Source organism: Rubritepida flocculans DSM 14296, from assembly GCF_000425365.1.
Taxonomy (GTDB): Bacteria; Pseudomonadota; Alphaproteobacteria; order Acetobacterales; family Acetobacteraceae; genus Roseococcus; species Roseococcus flocculans.
The window spans coordinates 386,857-408,977 of sequence record NZ_AUDH01000001.1 but is presented as its reverse complement, the minus strand read 5'-3'; the positions used below and the strand labels follow the sequence as shown (position 1 = coordinate 408,977).

The following is a 22,121-nucleotide window of genomic DNA, read 5'->3' as shown; positions in this document are numbered from 1 at the left end:
TCAATGCGCCTCCGCCCAGTTGCGGCCCTGGCCCACCTCCACGCGCAGCGGCACGCGCAGGGTGGCGACGTTCTCCATCACCCTGCGCAGCAGCGCGCCGGTCGCCTCCGCCTCGGCCTCGGGCGCTTCCAGCACCAGCTCGTCATGCACCTGCAGCAGCATGCGCGCCTTGAGCCCCGCCTCGCGCAGCGCGCCGGGCAGGCGCACCATGGCGCGCTTGATCACCTCCGCCGCGCCGCCCTGGAAGGGGGCGTTGATCGCCTGGCGCTCGGCGCCCGCGCGGCGCAGCGGATCCTTCGCGTTGATGTCGGGAATCCAGAGGCGGCGGCCGAAGGGCGAGAGGACGTAGCCCTTGGTCCGCGCCTCCTCCTTCAGCCGCTCCATCTCGGCGCGGATGCCGGGATACTGCGCGAAATAGGCCTCGATGATGGCCCGCCCCTCGGCCGGCGGAATGCCGAGCCGCGCGGCGAGGCCGAAGGCGCTCATGCCGTAGATGATGCCGAAGTTGATGGTCTTGGCACGGCGCCGCGCCTCCTTGTCCACCTTCTGCGGGTCGAGGCCGAAGATCTCGGCGGCCGTGCGCGCGTGGATGTCCTCGCCGCGGGCGAAGGCCTCGCGCAGCGTGGGCACCTCGGCGAGATGCGCGAGCAGGCGCAGCTCGATCTGGCTGTAGTCGGCGCTGACGAGCAGATGCCCCGGCTCGGCCACGAAGGCGCGGCGGATGCGCGCGCCCTCCTCCGTCCGCACCGGGATGTTCTGCAGGTTCGGCTCGGTGGAGGAGAGGCGGCCCGTGCTGGTCACCGCCATCGAGAAATCCGTGTGCACGCGCTGATCGCGCGCGATGGCGGCGCGCAGCCCCTCGACGTAGGTGGATTTGAGCTTGGCGATCTGCCGCCAGTCGAGCACGGCGCGGGCGAGCTCCACCCCCTGGGCCGCGAGTTCCTCCAGCACCGCGGCGTCGGTGGAATAGGCGCCGGACTTGCCCTTCTTCCCGCCCCTGAGGCCCATCTCCTCGAACAGGATCTCGCCGAGCTGCCTGGGGCTGCCCACGTTGAAGGCGCGCCCGGCGAGGCGGTGGCACTCGGCCTCCAGGCCGACGAGGCGCGCGGCGAAATCCTCGCCGATGCGCGCGAGCTCCGCGCCGTCCACCTTGATGCCGGCGGTTTCCATCGCCGCCAGCACGCGGATCATGCGCCGCTCCACCTGCTCGTAGAGCGCGAGCGCGCGCGCCTCGCGCAGCCGGGGCTTCAGCACATGCCACAGGCGCAGCGCCACGTCGGCGTCCTCGGCGGCATAGGCGGCGGCGCGCTCCAGCGGCACCTGCGCGAAGGGGATGCGCGCCTTGCCCGTGCCCGTCACCGCGTCATAGGCGAGGGTGTCGTGGCCGAAGTGCAGCTTGGCCAGCTCGTCCAGCCCGTGGCCGTGCGCGCCCGTCTCCAGCGCGTAGGAGATCATCATGCTGTCGTCCACCGGCGCGACCTCGAGGCCGCCATTCTCCGGGTTCGCCAGCACCTCCAGGTCGTATTTCGCGTTGTGCAGCACCTTGAGCACGCAGGGGTCCGCGAGCAGCGGGCGCAGCGCGGCCAGCGCCTCCTCGAGCGGGAGCTGCGCGGGCGGCTCGCCCAGCATGTCGGCGGGCGCGTGGCGCAGCGGGACATAGGCCGCCCGCCCCGGCGCGACGGCGAGCGAGACGCCGACGAGGCGCGCGTTCAGCGCGTCGAGGCTGTCGGTCTCGGTGTCGAGGCCCATCACGCCCGCCGCGCGCGCCTCCTCGATCCAGGCGCGCAGCGTCGCCATGTCCTGGATGCAGGCGTAGGGGCCGAAGGGCGCTTCCTGCGGGGGCGGGGGCGCGGCCTGCTCCGGGGCGGGGCGCGGGCGCTGCGGCGGCCCGCCATCGCCCGCCCCCATGCGCGCGAGGATGGAGCGGAAATTGTTCTCGCGCAGGAAGGCGGCGAGCCGCGCGGGATCGGGCGGCTTCGCCGCCATCGCCTCGATCGGCGCGGGCAGGGGCGCGTGGTCGTCCAGCGCCACGAGGCGCTTCGAGATGCGCGCCGAGTCGGCGTGCGTCAGCAGCAGCTCGCGCCGCTTGGGCTGCCGGATCTCGCCCGCGCGGGCGAGCAGCGTCTCGAGATCGCCATACTCGGCGATGAGCTGGGCCGCGGTCTTGACGCCGATGCCGGGCACGCCGGGCACATTGTCGGTGGAATCGCCGGCGAGCGCCTGCACCTCCACCACCTTCGCCGGCGGCACGCCGAACTTCTCGATCACCTCCGGCTCGCGCAGCGGCTTCTGCTTGATGGGATCGAGCATGATCACCCGCTCGCGGATGAGCTGCATCAGATCCTTGTCGGAGGAGACGATGGTGACGCGCCCGCCCTCCGCCTCGAAGGCGCGCGCGTAGCTGGCGATCAGGTCGTCGGCCTCGTAGCCCGGCTGCTCGACGCGGCAGACGCCGAAGGCGTCCGTCGCCTCGCGGATCAGCGCGAACTGGGGAACCAGCTCCTCCGGCGGCTCGGGGCGATGCGCCTTGTAGGCGGGGTAGATCTGGTTGCGGAAGGTCTCGCGCGCGCTGTCGAACACCACGGCGATGTGGCTGGCCGCATGCTGGGTGAGGAACTTCTCCAGCATCTGCGCGAAGCCGAAGACGGCGTTCACCGGCGTGCCGTCGGGCCGCGTCATCGGCGGCAGGGCGTGGAAGGCCCGGAAGATGTAGCCCGAGCCGTCCACCAGGATGAGGTGCTTCTCCGCCGCCTCGGCGCCCTCAGTGGTGGTGGTCGTCACCCGCGCCTTCCTTCAGGCGGTAGGTGCGCGAACAGTAGGGGCAGGTGACCTGCTGCCGCTCGATGCGCAGGAAGATGGCGGGGTGGCCGAGCGCCCCACCACCACCGTCCGGGTTCCCAGCCGCGCCGCGCAGCGCCGCGGCTGGGGTCCCGTCGCAACGCACGCTGCGCGTCTCGACGAGGATCACCTCCTCGGGCGTCACGCCCGGGGTGAGATTGGGGCCATAGCCGGTGAGCTGCGGGTCGCGCATCGCGGGTCCGTATCCTGGCGCTGATCGCGCCGAGGATACCGCCGCGCGCCGCGATGGGCCATATGGGGCCATGGCGCGCGCGCTGCTCCTGCTGCTGTGTCTCCTGGCGGCCTGTGGGCCGGTGGAGCGCCCGCCCGGCCCCGCCACCCGCGCCCCGGCCATCGAGCCCTTCCTCCCCGCGCCGCTGCCGCGCAGCTTCGCCCCCACCACCGCGCTCGGCCCGCCGCCGCCCGCGCCCCGCCCCGCCGGCCCCGCGCCGGAGGCGGATCTCGTCATGGCCGATGGCATGCGCCTGCCGCTGCGCGCCTGGCGGCCGGAGGGCGCGCCCCGCGCCGTGCTGCTCGCGCTGCACGGGATGGGCGACCATGGCGGGAACTTCCTGGTGGAGAGCGGCCCCGCCCTCGCGGCCGGCGGGGTGCTGGTCTACAGCATGGACCAGCGCGGCTTCGGCTGGACGGCGCATCGCGGCCTCTGGCCCGGGCTCGAGGCGCTCATCGAGGATGCGCGGACGGCCGTGCGCCTGCTGCGCGCCCGCCACCCGGGCCTGCCCTTCTTCCTGCTGGGCGAGAGCCTGGGCGGGGCCATCGCGCTGCTCGCCGCGCCGGAGGGCGTGTCGGGCCTCGTCCTCGCCTCGCCCGCCATCTGGGGCGGGCCCTATCTGCCCGCGCTCTTCCGCCCGGCCTTGCGCGTCGCCTCCTCGGTGCTGGGGCCGCTCGCGGTGGAGGCGAGCGCGGGGCCGCTCGCCGCCTCCGACAACCGCGCCGCGCTGGAGCGTTTCGCGCGCGACCCGCTGACGCTGCGCGAGGTGCGGCTCGACCTGCTGCGCGGCGTCGTCGCCACGATGGACGCGGCGGTGGCGGCGCTGCCCGGCTGCTGCCGCGCCACGCCCACGCTGGTGCTGTTCGGCGGGCGCGACCAGGTGATCCCGACGCGCGCCGCCCGCCGCGCCCTGCGCGAGGCCGGGGTGCCGCGCGTGATCTTCTACCCCTCCGGCTGGCACCTGCTGCTGCGCGACGAGGTGCGCGGCGAGGTGGTGGAGGATGTGCTGGGCTTCATCGCCGACCCCGCGGCCCCCCGCCCGCGCGAGGCGGCGGGGCGCGCCTGGCTCGCGGGGCGGTGGTAGGTCCGGCGTGGCTGCCGCCCGTATTGGTACCCCAGTGGCCGTCGCGACCCGCCGTGGATGAAACTCTGGCACTGCGGTTTGCCGGCATGCCGATGGTGCGCCAGAGCCCGCCTATCAGCAGGCACGGCACCTCGCCGTCCACATCACAAACCCCGGCTTCGCATGCTCCCTCGAACCACGAGCCGAGGGAGTTTCTGTCTAGCCGGCCGTGGCGACGTAGGCCTTCAGCTCCTCGGCCTCCTGTTCGGCCTCGGCGATGCGGGCCTTCACCAGGTCGCCGATGGAGACCATGCCGGCCAGAGTGCCGTCGGGGTTGAGCACCGGCAGGTGGCGCACGCGGCGGTCGGTCATGAGCTGCAGCGCGTCCTGCACCAGGCTGGCGGGGGTGACGGTGAAGAGCACCCGCGTCATGAGCTGGCCGGCGGTCATGCGCATCACCGCCTCGCCCATCCCGGCCAGGGCGCGGACGATGTCGCGCTCGCTGACGATGCCGAGCACCGTGCCATCCCCCTCCACCACCAGCACCGCGCCGATGCGGTGCTGCGCCAGGGTGCGCGTGATGGAGGCGATCCCATCCCCCGCCCGGACGGAGATGACCTGGGTTCCCTTGGCCTTGAGCACCTGACCGATGAGCATGTCGAAGCCCTCCTTCCCGGCGGATGACAGCGCCGCCAGCTTGGGCCCCGGCACGCGGGGGTTGCAACCACTTCCCATGTTGCGGCGCAGCGTGGCCGTGCGGCGCAGCATGGGCCGGGCGATCCACCCAGCGGCCGCTGCTATGCCCTTGTTTTGGCGCGCCGCCGCGGCGAAAGGTCCCGTCGAAGCAAGGCGTCGATGGGCGCCCGTCTCAGGCGGCGGGCCGGGACTCCGGCAGCGGGGTGCGGAAGGCGGCGGGCATGGCGGGGCCCGAGGCGTCGCGCACGATGTAGCCGCGGCCCCAGACCGTGCCGATCACATTGGCCGCGCCCGCCTGCTGCAGCTTCTTGCGCAGCTTGCAGACGAAGACGTCGATGATCTTGGCGTCCGGCTCGTCCATGCCGCCATAGAGGTGGTCGAGGAAGTTCTCCTTCGAGAGCACCGTGCCCCGGCGCATCAGCAGCAGCTCGAGGATGGCGTATTCCTTGGTGGTGAGATGCACCGGCCGGCCCTGCACCGTCACCTCCTTCGCGCCGAGGTCGAGCGAGAGGGGGCCGAGCTGGATGCGCGGCTGGCTGAGCCCCTTGGAGCGGCGGATCATCGCCTGCAGCCGGGCCACCAGCTCATCGGGCTCGAAGGGCTTGGCGAGATAGTCGTCGGCGCCGACGGAGAGGCCGCGCACCTTGGCCTGGGTGCGGCCATTGGCGGAGAGCATGAGCACCGGCGCCTCGATGCGGGCGGCGCGGAACTTGGAGACGACCTCGTAGCCCTCCATGTCCGGCAGCATCAGGTCCACGATGGCGGCGTCATAGTCGTAGAGGCGGGCGAGCTCCAGCGCCTCGGCGCCGCAATCGGCCACGTCCACCACCATCCGGTGCTGCTGGAGCTGGAAGGAGATGCCGCGGGCCGCGGAGCGATCGTCTTCCACCAGAAGGATGCGCATTGCTCGGTCTCCACACGTTTTGCGTGTGGAGGAGATACCACCTGCGCGTGTCCCGGCCAAGCGCGATTTGCCGATTTTTGTGTATTTAAAAAGATATTCGTCAATAAAGAACCGTTAACGCCCCCGGCGGCGAGAAACCCTGTGGAAAGGATCGGCCAGGCGGCTCGCCAGCCGAGACGGTCCCGCAAACCGGGATTCCCCGCGCCAGCGGCGCATGCGGAGCGCCGGCATCCCGCGAATTGAGACGCGCTTCGCCCATATCCCGCAGCCCCGGCCGCAACGAAAAAGGGGCGCGCCCCGCGGCGCGCCCCCTCCGAAGAACCGGGCCCCGAGGGGCCGCGGATCACTCCTCGCCGGCCATCTCGCGGCGGCGGCGGATGGCCGCGCCCAGGATGTCGCCCAGCGAGGCCCCGCTGTCGGAGCTGCCGAACTCGCGCACGGCCTCGCGCTCCTCCTCGATCTCCTTGCCCTTGATGGTGAGCGAGAGGCGGCGCGCGGCGCGGTCCACCGCCGTCACCTTCGCGTCCACCTTCTCGCCCACGGCGAAGCGCTCGGGGCGCTGGTCCTGGCGGTCGCGCGCCAGCTCGGCGCGGCGGATGAAGCCGGTCAGCACCTCCTCCACCTTCACCTCGATGCCGTTGGGCTCGATCTTGGTGACGGTGCAGGTCACGATGTCGCCCTTGCGCACGCGGTCCAGCACCTCCGCGGCGGGGTCGGCCTCGAGCTGCTTGATGCCGAGGGAGATGCGCTCCTTCTCCACATCCACGTCCAGCACCTTGGCCTTCACCACATCGCCCTTCTTGTAGCGCTGGATGGCCACCTCGCCCGGCTCGTCCCAGGAAAGGTCGGAGAGGTGCACCATGCCGTCGATGTCGGGGCCGACGCCGATGAACAGGCCGAACTCGGTGATGTTGCGAATTTCGCCCTCGACCACGCTGCCCAGCGGGTGCGCCTGCAGGAACAGCTCCCACGGGTTGCCCTGCGCCTGCTTCAGGCCGAGCGAGATGCGCCGCTTCGGCTCGTCCACATCCAGGATCATCACGTCCACCTGCTCCGAGGTGGAGACGATCTTGCCCGGGTGCACGTTCTTCTTCGTCCAGGACATCTCGGAGACGTGGACGAGGCCCTCCACCCCCGGCTCCAGCTCCACGAAGGCGCCGTAGTCGGTGATGTTGGTGACGCGGCCCGAGAAGCGCGCGCCCACCGGATACTTCAGCGCCACGCCGTCCCACGGGTCGGACATGAGCTGCTTCATGCCGAGGCTGATGCGCTGGGTGTCCTGGTTGAAGCGGATCACCTGCACCTTCACCTGCTGGCCGATGGTCAGCGCCTCGGAGGGGTGGTTGATGCGCCGCCAGGCGATGTCGGTGACGTGCAGCAGCCCGTCCACGCCGCCGAGGTCCACGAAGGCGCCGTAGTCGGTGATGTTCTTCACCACGCCGTCCAGCACCATGCCTTCCTTGAGGCCCTGCACCAGCTCGGCGCGCTGCTCGGCGCGCGTCTCCTCCAGCACCGCGCGGCGGCTGACGACGATGTTGCCCCGCGCGCGGTCCATCTTGAGGATCTGGAAGGGCTGGGACTGGCCCATCAGCGGCCCCACGTCCCGCACCGGGCGGATGTCCACCTGGGAGCCGGGCAGGAAGGCCACCGCCCCGCCGAGATCCACGGTGAAGCCGCCCTTCACCCGGCCGAAGATCACGCCGTTCACGCGCTGGCCCGCGGCGAAGGCCTTCTCGAGATTCGTCCAGGCCTCCTCGCGCCGCGCCTTCTCGCGCGAGAGGACGATGGAGCCGTCCTTGTCCTCGTAGCGCTCGACGAAGAGGTCGAACACGTCGCCCACCTTCACCTCCGGCTTCTGGCCGGGCGGGGCGAACTCCTTCAGCGGCACGCGGCCCTCGCTCTTGAGGCCCACATCCACCACCGCGACGTCATCGTCGATGCGGATCACCTTGCCGGTGACGACGGAGCCGGCGAAGCCGGTGTTGGCGCCCAGCATCTCGTCGAGCAGGGCGGCGAAATCTTCGGTGCCCGCGCGCGTGGCGGGGGCGTTGGCATTGGCCATGTAGAGGGTGGTTCCTGGGTCAGCGTCGGGGCGGGCGGCCCCGGTGGTCGGGTCCTGCGCCACGGCGCCCGCACGGGGCCGTCACGGCTTGCGCGCCCATCGCGATCGGCCTCTTGCCGAGGAAGGAGGGGCGGCCTGGTGGATGGGGCCCTTGCGGCGCGCCCCTTTGCCGACCATGCCAGCGCATGGCGTGCGCTTCATCCGCCGACTCGGGCGGGAGGTCAAGGGAAAAGCGTCAGCTTCCCGTGGAATCCCCGCGCGCGCGCGCCGATTCCACCAGCGCGAGCGCGGCGGCGAAGGCGGCCTCCGCGTCCAGCGCGCTGGTGTCGAGGATCAGCGCGTCCTCGGCCGGGCGCAGCGGGGCCACGCCGCGCGCGGAATCCCGGGCGTCGCGCTCGGCCATCTCGGCCGCCACCTCCTCGAGCCGCGCCGGCACGCCCCGGGCCAGCAGCTCCGCATGGCGGCGGGCGGCGCGCACCTCGGGGCTCGCAGTGACGAAGAGCTTCACGGGGGCGTCGGGAAAGACCACCGTGCCGATGTCCCGCCCGTCCAGCACCGCGCCGCGCGCCGCGCCGAAGCGGCGCTGGAAGTCGAGCAGCGCGGCCCGCACGGCCGGGATGGCGGCCACCTTGCTGGCCGCCGCGGCCGCCTCCTCGGCGCGCAGGTCGGGGCGGGCGAGATCCTCGGGCGCCAGGGCCCGGGCGGCGGCCTCGGCGGCGGCGGGGTCGGCCGGGTCGCCGCCCGCGTCCAGCACGCGCCGGCCCGTGGCGCGGTAGAGCAGCCCCGTATCCAGGTAGGGCAGGCCGAGATGGGCGGCGAGGCGGCGCGCCAGCGTGCCCTTGCCGGCCGCCGCCGGCCCGTCCACGGCGATGACGAGGGGCGCGCTCATGCCGGGCCGATCGCCTCGCCACCGGCCGCGCGGTTCACCAGCGCGACGAAGCCCGGGAAGCTGGTGGCGATGAAGGCGCCGTCGTCCACCGTCACCGGGGCGCGGGCGGCGAGGCCCATCACCAGCGCGGACATGGCCAGGCGATGGTCCATCTGCGTCGCCACCAGGCCGCCGCCGGGCACGGCCCCGCCCGTGCCGTGCACGATCAGGTCGTCGCCCTCCACCTCCACCTTCACGCCATTGGCGGCGAGCAGGGCGGCGGTGCCGGCCAGCCGGTCGCTCTCCTTCACCCGCAGCTCGGCGAGGCCGCGGAAGCGGCTCACCCCGCGGGCGAAGGCGGCGGCCACGGCAAGCACCGGGTATTCGTCGATCATCGCCGGCGCGCGGGCGGCGGGCAGGTCCACGCCGCGCAGCTCCCCCTGCCGCAGCACGAGATCGCCCACCGGCTCCCCCCCCTCGGTGCGGGCGTTGGAGACGGTGAGCGCCGCGCCCATCTCGCGCAGCGCCTCGAACAGCCCGGTGCGGAGGGGATTGAGCCCCACATTCTCGATGACGAGGCGCGAGCCCGGCACCACCAGCGCGGCGACGGCGAAGAAGGCGGCCGAGGAGGGATCGCCCGGCACCATCACCGGGGCGGCGCGCAGCTCCGGCTGGCCGGTGAGCTCGATGACGCGCCCCGCCCCCTCGGCGGCGACGCGCAGTTCCGCGCCGAAATGGCGCAGCATGTTCTCGCTGTGGTCGCGCGTCGCCTCCGGCTCGACGACGCGGGTGATCCCGGGCGCGCAGAGCCCGGCCAGCAGGCAGGCGCTTTTGACCTGGGCGGAGGCGACGGGCAGGCGGTAGTCGAGCGGCAGCGGGTCGCGCGCGCCCTCCACCGCGAGGGGCAGCCGCCCGCCCGCGCGGGTGGCGAAGCGCGCGCCGGTGGCGGAGAGCGGCTCCGTCACCCGCTGCATCGGCCGGCGGCGCAGCGAGGCGTCGCCCGTCATCACCGCGAAGAGGGGGTGGCCGGCCAGCAGCCCGCAGATCAGCCGCGCGGCGGTGCCGGAATTGCCCATGTCCAGCACGTCCGAGGGCTCGGTCAGCCCGCCGATGCCGCGCCCGGCCACGCGCCAGGACCCCTCGCCCAGCCGCTCCACCGTCGCGCCGAGCAGGCGCATGGCGGCGGCGGTGCGCAGCACGTCCTCGCCCTCCAGCAGCCCCTCGATGCGGGTGGTGCCGACGGCGAGCGCGCCGAACATCAGCGCGCGGTGGCTGATGGACTTGTCCCCCGGCACGCGCAGCCGGCCGGAGAGCGGCGCGGGGGCGGCCTGGGCGCGGAGCGGCTGGGGCGCGGCATCATGCGACATGGCCGCGGGTTTGACACCGATGCACGGCCCGTGGCAATGCGCGCCGCCCGCGGCCCCGTGGCCGCGCAGAGGAATGACGGCTCCATGGCCAAGCCCGAACTCGGACTGAAGCGCATCTGCGTCTCCTGCGGCGCGAAATTCTACGACCTGACGCGCCAGCCCGCGGTCTGCCCCAAATGCGGCACCGAGCAGCCGGCCGAGCAGCCCCGCCTGCGCCGCGCCGCCGCCGCGGCGGACGAGAAGCTCAAGAAGCGCGCCGGCGCCGCCGCGGAGGTGGACGCCGACGACGTGGAGCTCGAGGACGTGGAGGCCGACGCCGCGCTCGAGGACGCCGACGAGCTCGAGGACGAGGACGAGGCGATCGGCGAGGAGATCGAGGTCGAGGGCGACCGCGACGAGGAGGGCTGACGCCCGCTCGCCCCAGCCTGCGCGTTTCCCGCATTGCTCCGCGGGGCGCGCGGGCCTATGCACCGGCGCCATGCGACGCCCCCTGATCCTGGCCGCGCTGCTCCTGCCGCTGATGCTCCCGCCCGGGGCCGAGGCCCAGCAGCGCGGCGCCCCCGTGCGCCTGGGCGAGTTCCAGTCCTGGACCGCGGCCACCCACACCGAGCAGGGCCAGAAGATCTGCTACGCCTTCGCCCGCGCCCGCAGCATAGACGGGGTGCCCGGGCGCCAGGCGCAGAACGTGATGCTGCTCGTCACCCACCGCCCACAGGCGCGGGACCAGGTGGCGGTGCGCGCGGGCTACAGCTTCCCGCGCGGGGCGGAGGCGCGACTCATCGTCGGCCAGAGCGAGCTGCCCTTCTTCACCGCTCAGGACACCGCCTTCGCCCGCGACGGGCGCGCCGCGGTGCAGGCGCTGCGCGGCGGGCGCGAGGCCGTCTCGCGCGGCCCCGGGCCCAACAACCGCGGCCAGTCGAGCGATGTCTTCCCGCTGGCCGGCTTCTCCGCCGCCTATGACGCCATCTCGCGCGAGTGCCCCGCGCCCGCGCGGCGCTGAGCGGCCGTGAACGCCTTCCCGCCCCACCAGCGCAGCCTGCCCCCGGCCGACGGGATGACGGAGGCCGAGCGCGCGCGCATCCTCGCCAAGGCCGCGCTCTTCGCCCCGCCCGCCATGGTCGAGGCCGATGGGCGGCGCGACCTCGTGGGCCTCTCGCGCGCGGAGCTGGAGGCGGAGATGCTGGCGCTGGGCGAGAAGCCCTTCCGCGCCAAGCAGCTCTGGCACTGGATCTACCACCAGGGCGAGCGCGACTTCGCGCGGATGACGAGCATCGCAAGGCCCACCCAGGCGAAGCTCGCGGAGCGCTTCGTCATCGGCCGCCCCGCCATCGCCGCCGAGCAGACGAGCGAGGACGGCACGCGCAAATGGCTCTTCGCCTGGCGCGACGGGCAGAAGGTGGAGACGGTCTTCATCCCGGAGGAGGACCGGGGCGCGGTGTGCCTCTCCACTCAGGTGGGCTGCACCCTTTCCTGCTCCTTCTGCCACACGGGCACGCAGAAGCTGGTGCGCAACCTGGGCGCCGCCGAGATCGTCGGCCAGTTCATGGCCGCGCGCGATTCCTACGGCGAATGGCCGACGCCGAAGGGGGAGGAGGGCCGGCTGCTCTCCAACATCGTCGTGATGGGCATGGGCGAGCCTCTCTACAACTACGAGAACCTGGCGAAGGCGCTCACCATCATCATGGACCACGAGGGCATCGGGCTCTCGCGCCGGCGCATCACGCTCTCCACCTCCGGCGTGGTGCCGATGATGGACAAATGCGGCGCGGAGCTCGGCGTGAACCTCGCCGTCTCGCTGCACGCGGTGACGGATGAGCTGCGCAACGAGCTGGTGCCGCTGAACCGCAAATACCCGATCGCGGAGCTGCTGGCGGCCTGCCGGCGCTATCCCGGCGCCTCCAACGCGCGGCGCATCACCTTCGAATACGTGATGCTGCGCGGCGTGAACGACAGCGAGGCCGAGGCGCGCGAGTTGGTGCGGCTGCTGCGCGGCATCCCCGCCAAGGTGAACCTGATCCCCTTCAACCCCTGGCCCGGCAGCGCCTATCGCACCTCCACGCCCGAGGCGCTGCGCCGCTTCGCCGAGATCGTGAACGCGGCGGGCTATTCCTCGCCCATCCGCCGGCCGCGCGGGCGCGACATCCTGGCCGCCTGCGGCCAGCTCAAGACCGAGAGCGAGCGGGCGCGGCGGGCGTGAGCGCCCCGGCCCCGGCCCTGCCCCTGGCCCTGATGGCCTTCGGGGGCTTCGCCTCGGGGGTGGGGATGCGGCTGCTCGATCCGCTGCTGCCGATGATCGCGCTGGGCTTCGGCACCAGCGTCTCGGCGGCCGCCATCCTCATCGCGGCCTTCATGCTGCCCTATGGCGTGGGGCAGATCGCCACCGGCCCGCTGGGGGACCGGCTGGGCAAGCTGCGCGTGGCGGCGGGCGCGCTGATGCTCTACGGGCTGGTGACCATGGCCTCGGCGCTGGCGCAGGGGCTTTCGGAGCTGACCTGGGCGCGGGCGCTGGCGGGGCTGGCGGCGGGCGCGGTGATCCCGCTGCTGATGGCGCAGATCGGCGACAGCGTGCCCTATGCCGAGCGCCAGGCGGCCATCGGCCGTTTCCTCACGGGGATGGTGTTCGCGCAGCTTCTGGCCGGGCCGCTTTCGGGCGTGCTGGGGCAGCATTTCGGCTGGCGGGCGAGCTTCCTGGCGGCGGGCGGCATCGCGCTGGCGGCGGGGGTGGCGCTGGCCTGGAAGGGGGCGCGGGCGGCGGGGCCGGCGCGGGCCTCGGGCGGCGTTTTCGCGGGCTATGGCAAGCTGCTGGCCGCACCCGCGGGGCGCCGGCTGCTGGCGCTGGCCGCGCTCGACGGCGCGCTGCTGTTCGGCGGCGCCTTTCCCTTCGTGGCGAGCTATCTGATCCAGCGCTTCGGGCTGAGCGCGGGCGAGGCGGGGCTGGTGATGGCGGGCTTCGGCGTGGGGGCCTTCGCCTACACGCGGCTGGCGCGGCGGCTGGTGCGGCGCTTCGGCGAGCGGGGGCTGCTGGGGCTGGGCGGGGCGGCGCTGGCGGGGCTGCTGGCGCTGATCGCCCTGGCCTGGGCCTGGTGGGTGGTGCTGCTGGCGCAGCTCTGCATCGGCCTCGCCTTCTTCATGTTCCACGGGGTGCTGCAGGCGCGCGCGACGGAGGCGCTGCCCGAGGCGCGCGGCACGGCGGTGAGCGCCTTCGCCATGGCGCTGTTCCTGGGGCAGACGTTGGGGGCGCTGCTGTTCGGGGCGCTGATCGGGGTGGCGGATTACCGGGTGGCGTTTCTGCTGGCGGCGGCGGGGGTGGGGGGGTTGGCGTGGTGGGCGCGGGGGTGAGGTGCGGGTTGAACGCGGTGGCCTGAGTATCTATCTTTGGTGCATATCATCGGAGGGCCCGCCGTGGAAACCGCCAAGCTGTTCTGGACCGGCCGCAGCCAGGCCGTGCGCCTGCCCAAGGCCTTCCGCTTCGAGGGCAAGGAGGTGCGCATCCGCCGGCAAGGGGATGCGGTCATCCTGGAACCCGTCCCGGCCGATTGGCGCTGGCTCGATGCCGTGGCCGGGACATGGGACGCGGATGCCGCCGAGGCCGCCAGCGAAGCCACGGCACCGCAGGAGCGCCCGGGGCTGGATGACCTGTTCCACTGATGGCGTATCTGCTCGACACCAACGCGGTGGTCGCCGTGTTGAAGGACGCGGACTCGCCCGTCGGCCAGCGCCTGCGGCGCGAGGCGCCGGGCGACGTGTTCATCTCCTCCATCGTGCTGCACGAGTTGTTTTACGGCGCGTTCAAAAGCGCGCGTGTGGAGCGGAACCTCGCCGTGGTCGAGCGGCTGCGTTTCGGGGTGCTGGACTTCTCGGCGGAGGATGCACGGGCGGCGGGGATGCTGCGGGCAGCCCTGGCCGCGAAGGGGACGCCGATAGGGCCCTATGATGTGCTGATCGCGGGGCAGGCCTTGGCGCGGGGGTTGGTGCTGGTGACGCGCAACAGCGGCGAGTTCGAGCGTGTTTTCGGGCTACGTGTCGAGAGCTGGATTTGAGCCGGCACGTCCTACTCATCCACCTCGTCCAAAGGCGCGTAGAGATCAGGTTCGGGGGCTGTTCTCGCCGTCGCAGGCGGCGGCTGCCACGCTGAGTTTCGACAAGGCCAGGATGGCTTCGGGCATGAGCGATACTTCAACCTCCACACCGCGCCACTTGGATTTGCTCTCCCTGAAGGCCCTCGAGATTCTGACGTCGCGCTGGACGTTCGCGCGGACCAGGATGGCAGTATCGGTGTGGGCACCGCCCGTGCGACGTCCGGTGCGAACGATGATGTCGGACTTCAAGCTCGATCAATGCGGGTCCCGGATGGGTCCGGATATCCGCGCGCTCCTGGTTCGGCTCGGTGGGCTTGCCGAGCCGAGGGGATGCTGCCATCCCGCGCACACAGCTTTTAGCCGCGAGCCGATCCCCATGAGCCCCATCAAAAAAGTCGTCCTCGCCTACTCCGGTGGCCTGGACACCTCCGTCATCCTCAAATGGCTCCAGACCACCTACCGCTGCGAGGTGGTCACCTTCACCGCCGATCTCGGCCAGGGCGAGGAGCTCGGCCCCGCGCGCGAGAAGGCGCTGATGCTCGGCATCAAGCCCGAGAACATCTTCATGGACGACCTGCGCGAGACCTTCGTGAAGGACTTCGTCTTCCCCATGTTCCGCGCCAACGCGCTGTATGAGGGGATGTACCTTCTCGGCACCTCCATCGCGCGCCCGCTCATCGCCCAGCGCCAGATCGAGATCGCCGAGCAGGTCGGCGCCGACGCCGTCGCCCACGGCGCCACCGGCAAGGGCAATGACCAGGTGCGCTTCGAGCTCAGCTATTACGCGCTGAAGCCCGACATCAAGATCATCGCCCCCTGGCGCGAGTGGGATCTCACCAGCCGCACGAAGCTCATCGAGTTCGCGGAAGCCCACCAGATCCCCATCGCGAAGGACAAGCGCGGCGAAGCGCCCTTCAGCGTGGACGCGAACCTCCTGCACAGCAGCTCCGAGGGCAAGATCCTCGAGGAGCCCTGGGACGCGCCGGACGAAATGGTCTGGCAGCGCACCATCAGCCCCATGGATGCGCCCGATGCGCCCACCGAGATCGTCATCGCCTTCAAGGCCGGCGACGCGGTGGCCATCAACGGCGAGGCGCTCTCGCCCGCCGCGCTGCTGACGAAGCTCAACGCGCTCGGCAAGGAGAACGGCATCGGCCGGCTCGATCTCGTGGAGAACCGCTTCGTCGGCATGAAGTCCCGCGGCTGCTACGAAACGCCGGGCGGCACCATCCTCCACGTCGCGCACCGCGCCATCGAGAGCATCACCCTCGACCGCGAGGCCGCGCACCTGAAGGATTCGCTCATGCCCCGCTACGCGGAGCTGATCTACAACGGCTTCTGGTTCAGCCCGGAGCGCCGGATGCTCCAGGCCCTGATCGACACCAGCCAGGCCAGCGTGGAGGGCGAGGTGCGGCTCAAGCTCTACAAGGGCAACGTGATCGTCACGGGCCGGCGCTCGCCCAACTCCCTCTACTCGATGAAGCACGTCACCTTCGAGGACGACCAGGGCGCCTACGACCAGTTCGACGCCCAGGGCTTCATCAAGCTCAACGCCCTGCGCCTGCGCCTCGGCGCCATGGCCGGCCGCCGCGGCGGCACGCTCTGAGGGTGGTCTCCGGAGAGGGGCGCCGCCCCTCTCCGGGCCTCCCCCCGCCAGGAGGCCGTGGCCTCCTGGACCCTGGGAGTCATGTTGGGTGTGACGGGAGGGGCCGGCGCCTCCGCCGGGCCCCGCGCGCGCCACCGCCCCTCCCGTCACACCCAACACGGTTCCGGGTTCCAAGGGGCCACTGCCCCTTGGCGGGAGGGGTTCGGGGAGGGCGGCGCCCTCCCCGGAGCACACCCCCTGGCGGCCGGCGCGTCGGCGCGCCACGCTCACGCGCATGGAGCATTCGCATGGGCCGCGGGTGCGGCTGCGCCTTCTCTACACCGGCCGGGCCGAGGCGGGCCGGCGCTTCCGCTATGGGCTGCTCGCGCTCGATCTGCTGAGCGTGGTCTGGATCGTGCTGGCCTCCTTCCTGCCCTCGCGCGGGCTGGTGGTGGTGGTGGACGTGGTGCTGGGCGCGGTGCTGCTGGCGGAGTTCGCCGCGCGCCACTGGATTCGCGACCACCCGCTGCGCAGCGCCGCCCGTCCGCTGGAGGTGGCGGATCTGCTGGCCATCCTCACCCTGCTGCTCTCGCCGCTGCTCGAGCATGTGCTGGGCTTCCTGCGCGTGCTGCGGGCGCTGCGCCTGTTCAACTCGGCGCGGCTCGCTGCCAGCCTGCGCGAGGACTGGCGGCTGTTCCGCCGCAACGAGGACGCGATGCTGGCCGGCGCGCAGCTCCTCGTCTTCATGTTCGTGATGACGGGCACGGTCTATGAGGCGCGCGCCCTGTTCCGCCCCGAGATCACGAACTACGGCGATGCGCTCTACGTCACCATCACCGCGCTGACCACCACGGGCTTCGGCGACTTCACGCCGACCGACACGGCGGGCCGGCTGCTTGCGGTGTTTATCATGCTGGCGGGGGTGACGCTGTTCCTGCGCCTCGCCCAGGCGCTGTTCCGGCCGCAGAAGGTGCGCCACACCTGCCAGGCCTGCGGGCTGCAGCGGCACGATGCCGATGCGGTCCACTGCAAGGCTTGCGGGGCGGTGCTGAACATCCCGAATGAGGGCGCGCCATAGGCCCAACCGATGGGCCGCATCGGTTTCTCTCGCTCGCGCCGATTGGGCGCCGCGGCCTATTCCTGTCCTCACCGGCGGGGCGCTCCCCGCCGGGCCGAGGAGAGAGGGACCACGCCATGCGCCGCTTCGCCATCGCCGCCGCCGCCGCCATCGCCCTGATGGCCCCCGCCGCCCAGGCGCAGATCATGGCGCCCTCGCCGGTGGTGCAGGGCCAGAACTGGAACATGGGCCAGGACCTGAACCGGATGGAGGCCACCACCCGCACCATGGCCGGCCAGGCCGCCCTGCGCGCCCAGATGCAGGCCCGCCACGCCCGCCCCTTCCCCGGCACGCCGCGCGCCGGCCGCTGATCCCGGCCCCGCACGCCGCGGCCCGGGCCCACCCCCCCTTCCGGGGCCTCGACCGCGGCCGGGCCGGTGGGGAGGGGGCGCAGAGGGCGGCCCCCAGCCCTCTTCTCCCGCCCCCTCCCCCTTGGCACGCTGCGCGGCATGTACACGCCGCCCGCCTTCCGCGAGGACCGACTCGAACGGCTCCTGCCCCTCATGCGCGCCCCGCGCCTCGCGCTGCTGGCCTGCCACGGGCCGGAGGGGGTGCCCCTGGTCAGCCTGCTGCCGCTGCTGACGGATGGGCGCGTGATCCTCGGCCACCTCGCCCGCGCCAACCCGCAGGCCGCCGCGCTGCGCGCCGCCGGCCGCGCCATCGCGCTGTTCCAGGGGGCGGAAGGCTACATCTCGCCCAGCAGCTACCCCTCCAAGGCGGAGCACCACCGCGTCGTGCCCACCTGGAACTACGAGGCGGTGCACGCCGAGGGGCCGGTGGAGATCGTGGAGGACGCGGCGCGGCTGCGCGCGCTGGTCAGCGACCTCACGGACCACCACGAGGCCGCGCGCCCCGCCCCCTGGCGCGTCGAGGACGCGCCGGAACCCTTCATCGCCGGGCAGCTCAAGGGCATCCTGGGCGTGGTGCTGACCATCGAGCGGCTGACGGGCAAGCGGAAGCTCTCGCAGAACCGCAGCGCAGAGGACCAGGCGGGCGCGCTGGCCGGGCTGGGGCCCGAGGCGGCGGATCTCGCCGCCGCCATGCGCGCCGTCCAGAGGGGGGAATGAGGGATGGACCTGCAACTCGCCGGCCGGCGCGTGGTGGTGACGGGTGCCTCGAAGGGCATCGGCTATGCCTGCGCGGAGGCCTTCGCCGCCGAGGGCTGCGAGGTGCTGCTCTGCGCCCGCGCGCCCGAGGCGGCGGCCGAGCGGCTGCGCGCGCAGTATTATCAGGCGCCCATCCAGGCCCTGCCGGCCGACCTCTCCCGTCCCGAGGAGCGCGCGCGGCTGCACGCCGCCGCCAGCGGGGCCGACATCCTGGTGAACAACGCCGGCGCCATCCCCTCGGGCGGCATCGCCGACATCACCATGGAGCGCTGGGTGGAGGCCTGGCAGCTCAAGGTGTTCGGCTACTTCCACCTGACGCAGCTCTTCCTCGCGGAGATGCGCGCGCGCCGCTCGGGCGTGATCGTCAACGTCATCGGCATGGCGGGGCGGGCCTGGAAGCCGGGCTACATCGCGGGCACCGCGGGCAACGCGGCGCTGATCGCCTTCACCAGCGCCGTAGGGGCCGAGGCGCAGAAGGACGGCGTGCGGGTCTTCGGCATCAACCCGGCGGTGACGCGCACCGACCGCATGGAGAGCCAGGCGCGGCTGCGCGCCGCACACACCCTGGGCGACGCAGGCCGCTGGCGCGAGACGCTGACCGGCCTTCCCTTCGACCGCCCCATCGAGCCGGCCGAGATCGCGGCCATGGCGGTGTTCGGCGCCTCGCCCCGCGCCGGCTACCTGGCGGGGACCGTGATCGACATTGATGGCGGGGGGCAGTTCAAGGGGTAGGAGGGGTCAGCCCTCGCCTCGGCCCGCGCGATCAATCCCTGTCGCTGGCAACGCGCCTCAATGCCAGGCGTCCGGCGCGTAGAGACCGACCTCATGCTTCAGCACCGGATCGTAAAGGGTCGAGGGAAACGCTTTCGCGACCGCGTGCATGGTGTCGCGCCACCGCTTGTTGTTTGGGTCGTTCATATCCTTGGGCACGTCCGTATGGGAAAAGTCGGCGACGAGGTGAAGCGCCTCGTGCCAGAAGAAGTTGAGCACGGCCGGCAAAGGCATTTCCTTGTAGGGCGGCGGGGCCTGCCCACCCACCTCGGCGAGCCATATCCGGGGATCCTTGCGATGCTTGGGCGGGGTTGATGTGCCAAGGCCCGACACCGATGCGTAGCCGCTTTCGGCCAAGTTTTGAGGCGGATTCCCCAGATCGGCCAGATCGGGTGTGATCAGGATGTGGGGGTTCATCAGGCACAGATCCGCGAGACCCGACACGATCATCCTGAGCGCCTGGGCTGTCGGTTCTTCGGCCCGCTTGAGGCCGAGGAGGAGGCACGTCTTCAGCCGCTCGAACTGCGCCGGGCGCTTGGCGCTGAACTTAGCCACCTCGAAGCGGATCGGCTGATTATGGAACTGTACGGTCAGCATTGCGATGAATCCGCCCGGCCCCGGCAGGAAATTTGGCATGAAACGACCGATACGGGGAAGTAGAACTTCGGGTCGTCTTTCTACCCCCGCCGGAACACCCGCCGCAGCGGCGCGGTCTTGCGCGCGAACCAGGCAAGCGCGCGCTGCTCGCGCTCCTCGATGGCCGGGATGGCCTGGGGCCAGCGCCGGCGGATCATGTCCACCCCGCGATGCGCCCACACATACTGGTCCCGCAGCACCCACACGCCGAGAGCGAGGAAGGGCAGCCCGGGCATGACCGGCAGGAGCAGCCCCAGCGGCCCCAGCGCCAGCGCGCCGAAGCCGACCATCTTGCGGGAGAGGGAGGGGCGCAGCGTGACCATGCCCGGGCAGATGGCCCGCCCGCCCCGGCCGCGCAAGCGATGTTGCGCCGCGGCGAAGGATCGCCACACTCACCTCATGCCCGCGCCCCGCACCCTCGCCGAACTCGAAGCCGATGCGCTCCGCGACCTGGAGCTGACCGCCCATCCCCGCGAGCCCTGGCTGCCGCCGCAGCGCATCGGCGGCGCGCCCATCCTCGATGTGCTGATCATCGGCGCCGGGCAATGCGGCCTCGCCGTCGCCCACGCCCTGAAGCGCGACAGGGTGGACAATCTGCTCGTGCTCGACCGCGCCGCCCATGGCCGCGAAGGCCCCTGGACCACCTATGGCCGGATGCGCGCCCTGCGCAGCCTGAAGGACCAGACGGGCCCCGACCTGCGCTTCCCCTCCCTCACCTACCAGGCCTGGCACGAGGCCGCCTTCGGCCGCGAGGACTGGGAGCGGATGCGCTGGATCCCGAAGGAGCTGTGGAACGACTATCTGCTCTGGTTCCGCCGCGTCACCCGCATCCCCGTGCGCAACCAGGTGGAGGCGGGCGCCATCTCCCCCGCCCGCACCGATGCCGGGCTGCCCGCCCTGCGCGTGGAGACCAGCGAGGGGCCGATGTTCGCGCGCAAGGTGGTGCTGGCCACCGGGCAGGAAGGGGTGGGCCACTGGTGGATGCCCGAGCATCTGGCCGCCCTGCCCGCGGCCTTCCGCGCCCATACCGCCGACGACATCGACTTCCGCGCCCTGCGCGGCAAGGTGGTGGCGGTGCTGGGCGCCGGCGCCTCGGCCATGGACAACGCCGCGGTGGCGCTGGAGGAAGGCGCGGCCGAGGTGCACCTCTTCTGCCGCCGCGCCGAGCCGATGGTGGTGCAGCCCTATCGCTGGCTCACCTTCGCGGGCTTCCTGCGCCACCTGGGCGAGATGCCCGACGAATGGCGCTGGCGCTTCATGTCCTACATCCTCGGCCTGCGCGAAGGCTTCGCGCAGGACCACTACGACCGCGTGATGAAGCACGCCAACTTCACCATGCATGTCGGCCGCCCCTGGGAGAGCGCGCGCATCGAGCAGGGGCGGGTGGTGCTGGGCACGCCCTCGGGCGAGTTCCGCGCGGATTACCTCATCCTCGGCACGGGCGTGCGGATGGACCCGGCCGCGCGGCCCGAGCTCGCCCATTGCGCGCACAACATCGCCCAGTGGCGGGACCGCTACACGCCCCCGCCCGAGGAGGCGAACCCGCGGCTCGGCCTCTTTCCCTATCTCGACCAGAACAGCGCCTTCACCGAGAAACGCCCGGGCGAGACGCCCTGGATCGCGGACATCCACCTCTTCGGCATCGGCACGACGATGAGCTTCGGCCCCTCGGGCAGCTCCATCAACGCCATGGCCATCAGCGCCCCGCGCCTGGCGGCGGGGGTGACGCGCGGCCTCTTCGCGCAGGAGATGCCCCGCCTCTACGCCGAGCTGCGCGCCTATGACATGAAGCAGGTGGAGATAGACCCCGCGCGGCTGGCGCGGCCCGGCCTCGCGGCGGAATAGGACGGCCTTCGGCCGCGCCGGAGGGAGCGGGCCGTCACGCAAGTTTCACGGGCGCCGGGGCAATGCTTCTACTATTCTGGAAGCATGGAAACCGACGAGGCTGCCGCCGCCTTCTCCGCCCTGGGCCAGCCCACGCGCCTCGCGCTGCTGCGCCTTCTGCTGGGCCAGGGCCCGAGCGGCCTGCCGGCGGGCGAGATCGCCCAGCGCCTCGGCGTCGCGCCCTCCACCCTCTCCTTCCATCTGCGCGCCCTGGAGCAGGCGGGGCTGATCGCCCCCACGCGCCAGGGCCGGCAGCTCGTCTATGCCCCGCTGATCGCGCGGCTGCGCGGGCTGTTCGCCCATCTCGCCGAGGCCTGCTGCGGCGGCGAGCCGGGCCGCTGCGGCGATCTCGCGCGGCTCTTCGACACCCACAACGACAGGCAGAGAGAGGCAAGCACCATGTCCGAACCGGCGTTCAACGTGCTGTTCCTGTGCACGCGCAACTCCGCCCGCTCCATCATGGCCGAGGCGATCCTGAACAGGCTGGGCGAGGGGCGGTTCCGCGCCTTCTCCGCCGGCTCCGACCCCTCGCCCGAGGGCCCGATGCCGGAGGTGCTCGCCCAGCTCAAGGCGCTCGGCCACGATGTCTCGGGCCTGTCCAGCAAGTCCTGGAACCTGTTCATGGAGCCGGGCGCGCCGCGGATGGATTTCGTCATCACCCTCTGCGACGTGCTGAACGGCCAGACCTGCCCCGATTTCGGCGAGACGGTGGTGACGGCCGGCTGGCCCCTGCCCGACCCCGCGAAGTTCACCGGCAGCGCCGCCGAGCGCGCCACCCTGCTGAACGAGCTCTATGCCGGGCTGCACCGGCGCATCGGCATCTTCGTCAGCCTCCCGCTCGCCTCGCTCGACCGCATGGCGCTCAAGGCGCGGCTGGACGAGCTGGCGAACCCCACCCTGCAACGCGCCTGAC

Annotated in this window: 24 protein-coding genes; 14 read left to right on the top strand and 10 right to left on the bottom strand. The window is 72.3% G+C overall.

Annotated features, from left to right (window positions below):
* Together polA and H596_RS19645 are read right to left on the bottom strand one after the other, a co-directional pair.
* Window positions 1-2,781 carry a DNA polymerase I gene (polA, locus tag H596_RS0102050; protein ID WP_051212242.1) on the bottom strand — a complete coding sequence of 927 codons (2,781 nt, stop codon included), beginning with the start codon at window positions 2,779-2,781 and terminating at the stop codon, window positions 1-3.
* Window positions 2,762-3,031: a zinc-finger domain-containing protein gene (locus tag H596_RS19645; RefSeq protein ID WP_037299551.1), complete on the bottom strand. Its 270-nt coding sequence runs from the start codon at window positions 3,029-3,031 to the stop codon at window positions 2,762-2,764. Before H596_RS19645 ends, polA begins: the two co-directional genes overlap by 20 nt.
* Before the next feature lie 70 nt (window positions 3,032-3,101).
* Between H596_RS19645 and H596_RS19640 the strand changes: the two genes are divergently transcribed.
* The gene (locus H596_RS19640) at window positions 3,102-4,154 is read left to right on the top strand and encodes an alpha/beta fold hydrolase (protein WP_051212241.1); all 1,053 of its coding nucleotides are present in this window, start codon (window positions 3,102-3,104) and stop codon (window positions 4,152-4,154) included.
* 198 nt (window positions 4,155-4,352) lie between these two features.
* Here H596_RS19640 and H596_RS0102035 read toward each other — a convergent pair whose 3' ends face one another.
* The 5 genes from H596_RS0102035 to aroA all read right to left on the bottom strand — a co-directional run bounded on the left by H596_RS0102035 (window position 4,353) and on the right by aroA (window position 10,030).
* Complete coding sequence (locus tag H596_RS0102035; RefSeq protein ID WP_245583929.1) at window positions 4,353-4,901, bottom strand: CBS domain-containing protein; 549 nt, start codon at window positions 4,899-4,901, stop codon at window positions 4,353-4,355.
* Between the two features lie 100 nt (window positions 4,902-5,001).
* Window positions 5,002-5,733, bottom strand: a complete 732-nt coding sequence (locus tag H596_RS0102030; protein WP_027283480.1) for a response regulator transcription factor — start codon at window positions 5,731-5,733, stop codon at window positions 5,002-5,004.
* Between the two features lie 343 nt (window positions 5,734-6,076).
* Entirely contained in the window at window positions 6,077-7,795 is a 1,719-nt protein-coding gene (rpsA, locus tag H596_RS0102025; protein ID WP_027283479.1) for a 30S ribosomal protein S1, read from the bottom strand.
* A gap of 235 nt (window positions 7,796-8,030) precedes the next feature.
* Window positions 8,031-8,684, bottom strand: coding sequence for a (d)CMP kinase (gene cmk, locus H596_RS0102020; RefSeq protein ID WP_027283478.1), 654 nt, complete (start codon window positions 8,682-8,684; stop codon window positions 8,031-8,033).
* A complete protein-coding gene (gene aroA, locus H596_RS0102015; protein WP_027283477.1) occupies window positions 8,681-10,030 on the bottom strand; it encodes a 3-phosphoshikimate 1-carboxyvinyltransferase in 1,350 nt (449 codons plus the stop codon). Before aroA ends, cmk begins: the two co-directional genes overlap by 4 nt.
* A gap of 84 nt (window positions 10,031-10,114) precedes the next feature.
* Between aroA and H596_RS0102010 the strand changes: the two genes are divergently transcribed.
* From H596_RS0102010 to H596_RS0101985, 6 genes are all read left to right on the top strand, one after another.
* Entirely contained in the window at window positions 10,115-10,438 is a 324-nt protein-coding gene (locus H596_RS0102010; protein WP_027283476.1) for a TIGR02300 family protein, read from the top strand.
* A gap of 70 nt (window positions 10,439-10,508) precedes the next feature.
* A complete protein-coding gene (locus H596_RS0102005; protein WP_027283475.1) occupies window positions 10,509-11,030 on the top strand; it encodes an invasion associated locus B family protein in 522 nt (173 codons plus the stop codon).
* A 54-nt stretch (window positions 11,031-11,084) separates the two neighbouring features.
* Window positions 11,085-12,227, top strand: a complete 1,143-nt coding sequence (rlmN, locus tag H596_RS0102000; protein WP_037299714.1) for a 23S rRNA (adenine(2503)-C(2))-methyltransferase RlmN — start codon at window positions 11,085-11,087, stop codon at window positions 12,225-12,227.
* Window positions 12,224-13,369, top strand: coding sequence for an MFS transporter (locus tag H596_RS0101995; RefSeq protein WP_027283473.1), 1,146 nt, complete (start codon window positions 12,224-12,226; stop codon window positions 13,367-13,369). The genes rlmN and H596_RS0101995 overlap by 4 nt, the downstream gene beginning before the upstream one ends.
* Window positions 13,370-13,432: 63 nt before the next feature.
* Window positions 13,433-13,678 (top strand): antitoxin, encoded by a 246-nt coding sequence (locus H596_RS0101990; RefSeq protein ID WP_027283472.1) that lies wholly within the window; start codon window positions 13,433-13,435, stop codon window positions 13,676-13,678.
* Window positions 13,678-14,070: a type II toxin-antitoxin system VapC family toxin gene (locus tag H596_RS0101985; RefSeq protein ID WP_027283471.1), complete on the top strand. Its 393-nt coding sequence runs from the start codon at window positions 13,678-13,680 to the stop codon at window positions 14,068-14,070. The genes H596_RS0101990 and H596_RS0101985 overlap by 1 nt, the downstream gene beginning before the upstream one ends.
* Window positions 14,071-14,115: 45 nt before the next feature.
* On the opposite strand, the gene H596_RS23705 is transcribed toward H596_RS0101985, so the two are convergent.
* On the bottom strand, window positions 14,116-14,358 hold the full coding sequence (locus tag H596_RS23705) for a hypothetical protein (RefSeq protein WP_027283470.1): 243 nt from the start codon (window positions 14,356-14,358) through the stop codon (window positions 14,116-14,118).
* Window positions 14,359-14,485: 127 nt separating this feature from the next.
* Here H596_RS23705 and H596_RS0101975 point away from each other — a divergent pair, with 127 nt between their 5' ends.
* The 5 genes from H596_RS0101975 to H596_RS0101955 all read left to right on the top strand — a co-directional run bounded on the left by H596_RS0101975 (window position 14,486) and on the right by H596_RS0101955 (window position 18,649).
* On the top strand, window positions 14,486-15,715 hold the full coding sequence (locus tag H596_RS0101975) for an argininosuccinate synthase (protein ID WP_037299546.1): 1,230 nt from the start codon (window positions 14,486-14,488) through the stop codon (window positions 15,713-15,715).
* A 274-nt stretch (window positions 15,716-15,989) separates the two neighbouring features.
* Window positions 15,990-16,772: a potassium channel family protein gene (locus H596_RS0101970; protein ID WP_027283468.1), complete on the top strand. Its 783-nt coding sequence runs from the start codon at window positions 15,990-15,992 to the stop codon at window positions 16,770-16,772.
* A 116-nt stretch (window positions 16,773-16,888) separates the two neighbouring features.
* Complete coding sequence (locus tag H596_RS0101965) at window positions 16,889-17,122, top strand: hypothetical protein (RefSeq protein ID WP_027283467.1); 234 nt, start codon at window positions 16,889-16,891, stop codon at window positions 17,120-17,122.
* Between the two features lie 138 nt (window positions 17,123-17,260).
* Window positions 17,261-17,878 (top strand): FMN-binding negative transcriptional regulator, encoded by a 618-nt coding sequence (locus H596_RS0101960; RefSeq protein ID WP_027283466.1) that lies wholly within the window; start codon window positions 17,261-17,263, stop codon window positions 17,876-17,878.
* Between the two features lie 3 nt (window positions 17,879-17,881).
* Window positions 17,882-18,649, top strand: a complete 768-nt coding sequence (locus tag H596_RS0101955) for a short-chain dehydrogenase/reductase (protein WP_027283465.1) — start codon at window positions 17,882-17,884, stop codon at window positions 18,647-18,649.
* A 57-nt stretch (window positions 18,650-18,706) separates the two neighbouring features.
* Here the strand turns inward: H596_RS0101955 and H596_RS0101950 are convergent, their stop codons facing one another.
* On the bottom strand, window positions 18,707-19,324 hold the full coding sequence (locus H596_RS0101950; RefSeq protein WP_156909995.1) for a hypothetical protein: 618 nt from the start codon (window positions 19,322-19,324) through the stop codon (window positions 18,707-18,709).
* 41 nt (window positions 19,325-19,365) lie between these two features.
* Window positions 19,366-19,647 carry a hypothetical protein gene (locus tag H596_RS0101945; protein ID WP_156909994.1) on the bottom strand — a complete coding sequence of 94 codons (282 nt, stop codon included), beginning with the start codon at window positions 19,645-19,647 and terminating at the stop codon, window positions 19,366-19,368.
* Between the two features lie 76 nt (window positions 19,648-19,723).
* Here H596_RS0101945 and H596_RS0101940 point away from each other — a divergent pair, with 76 nt between their 5' ends.
* The gene (locus H596_RS0101940) at window positions 19,724-21,169 is read left to right on the top strand and encodes an NAD(P)-binding domain-containing protein (RefSeq protein WP_027283462.1); all 1,446 of its coding nucleotides are present in this window, start codon (window positions 19,724-19,726) and stop codon (window positions 21,167-21,169) included.
* 84 nt (window positions 21,170-21,253) lie between these two features.
* Window positions 21,254-22,120 carry a metalloregulator ArsR/SmtB family transcription factor gene (locus tag H596_RS0101935; protein WP_027283461.1) on the top strand — a complete coding sequence of 289 codons (867 nt, stop codon included), beginning with the start codon at window positions 21,254-21,256 and terminating at the stop codon, window positions 22,118-22,120.
* Window position 22,121: the final 1 nt, after the last annotated feature.

Coding starts and splice junctions, on each gene's coding strand:
- rpsA (WP_027283479.1), bottom strand. CDS start 7,795: ATGGCCAATGCCAACGCCCCCGCCACGCGCGCGGGCACCGAAGATTTC.
- H596_RS0101960 (WP_027283466.1), top strand. CDS start 17,261: ATGTACACGCCGCCCGCCTTCCGCGAGGACCGACTCGAACGGCTCCTG.
- H596_RS0102030 (WP_027283480.1), bottom strand. CDS start 5,733: ATGCGCATCCTTCTGGTGGAAGACGATCGCTCCGCGGCCCGCGGCATC.
- cmk (WP_027283478.1), bottom strand. CDS start 8,684: ATGAGCGCGCCCCTCGTCATCGCCGTGGACGGGCCGGCGGCGGCCGGC.
- H596_RS0101935 (WP_027283461.1), top strand. CDS start 21,254: ATGGAAACCGACGAGGCTGCCGCCGCCTTCTCCGCCCTGGGCCAGCCC.
- H596_RS19640 (WP_051212241.1), top strand. CDS start 3,102: ATGGCGCGCGCGCTGCTCCTGCTGCTGTGTCTCCTGGCGGCCTGTGGG.
- H596_RS0101985 (WP_027283471.1), top strand. CDS start 13,678: ATGGCGTATCTGCTCGACACCAACGCGGTGGTCGCCGTGTTGAAGGAC.
- rlmN (WP_037299714.1), top strand. CDS start 11,085: ATGACGGAGGCCGAGCGCGCGCGCATCCTCGCCAAGGCCGCGCTCTTC.
- aroA (WP_027283477.1), bottom strand. CDS start 10,030: ATGTCGCATGATGCCGCGCCCCAGCCGCTCCGCGCCCAGGCCGCCCCC.
- H596_RS0102035 (WP_245583929.1), bottom strand. CDS start 4,901: ATGCTGCGCCGCACGGCCACGCTGCGCCGCAACATGGGAAGTGGTTGC.
- H596_RS0101975 (WP_037299546.1), top strand. CDS start 14,486: ATGAGCCCCATCAAAAAAGTCGTCCTCGCCTACTCCGGTGGCCTGGAC.
- H596_RS0102005 (WP_027283475.1), top strand. CDS start 10,509: ATGCGACGCCCCCTGATCCTGGCCGCGCTGCTCCTGCCGCTGATGCTC.
- H596_RS0101940 (WP_027283462.1), top strand. CDS start 19,724: ATGCCCGCGCCCCGCACCCTCGCCGAACTCGAAGCCGATGCGCTCCGC.
- H596_RS0101965 (WP_027283467.1), top strand. CDS start 16,889: ATGCGCCGCTTCGCCATCGCCGCCGCCGCCGCCATCGCCCTGATGGCC.
- H596_RS0101945 (WP_156909994.1), bottom strand. CDS start 19,647: ATGGTCACGCTGCGCCCCTCCCTCTCCCGCAAGATGGTCGGCTTCGGC.
- H596_RS19645 (WP_037299551.1), bottom strand. CDS start 3,031: ATGCGCGACCCGCAGCTCACCGGCTATGGCCCCAATCTCACCCCGGGC.
- H596_RS0102010 (WP_027283476.1), top strand. CDS start 10,115: ATGGCCAAGCCCGAACTCGGACTGAAGCGCATCTGCGTCTCCTGCGGC.
- H596_RS0101970 (WP_027283468.1), top strand. CDS start 15,990: ATGGAGCATTCGCATGGGCCGCGGGTGCGGCTGCGCCTTCTCTACACC.
- H596_RS0101955 (WP_027283465.1), top strand. CDS start 17,882: ATGGACCTGCAACTCGCCGGCCGGCGCGTGGTGGTGACGGGTGCCTCG.
- H596_RS0101950 (WP_156909995.1), bottom strand. CDS start 19,324: ATGCCAAATTTCCTGCCGGGGCCGGGCGGATTCATCGCAATGCTGACC.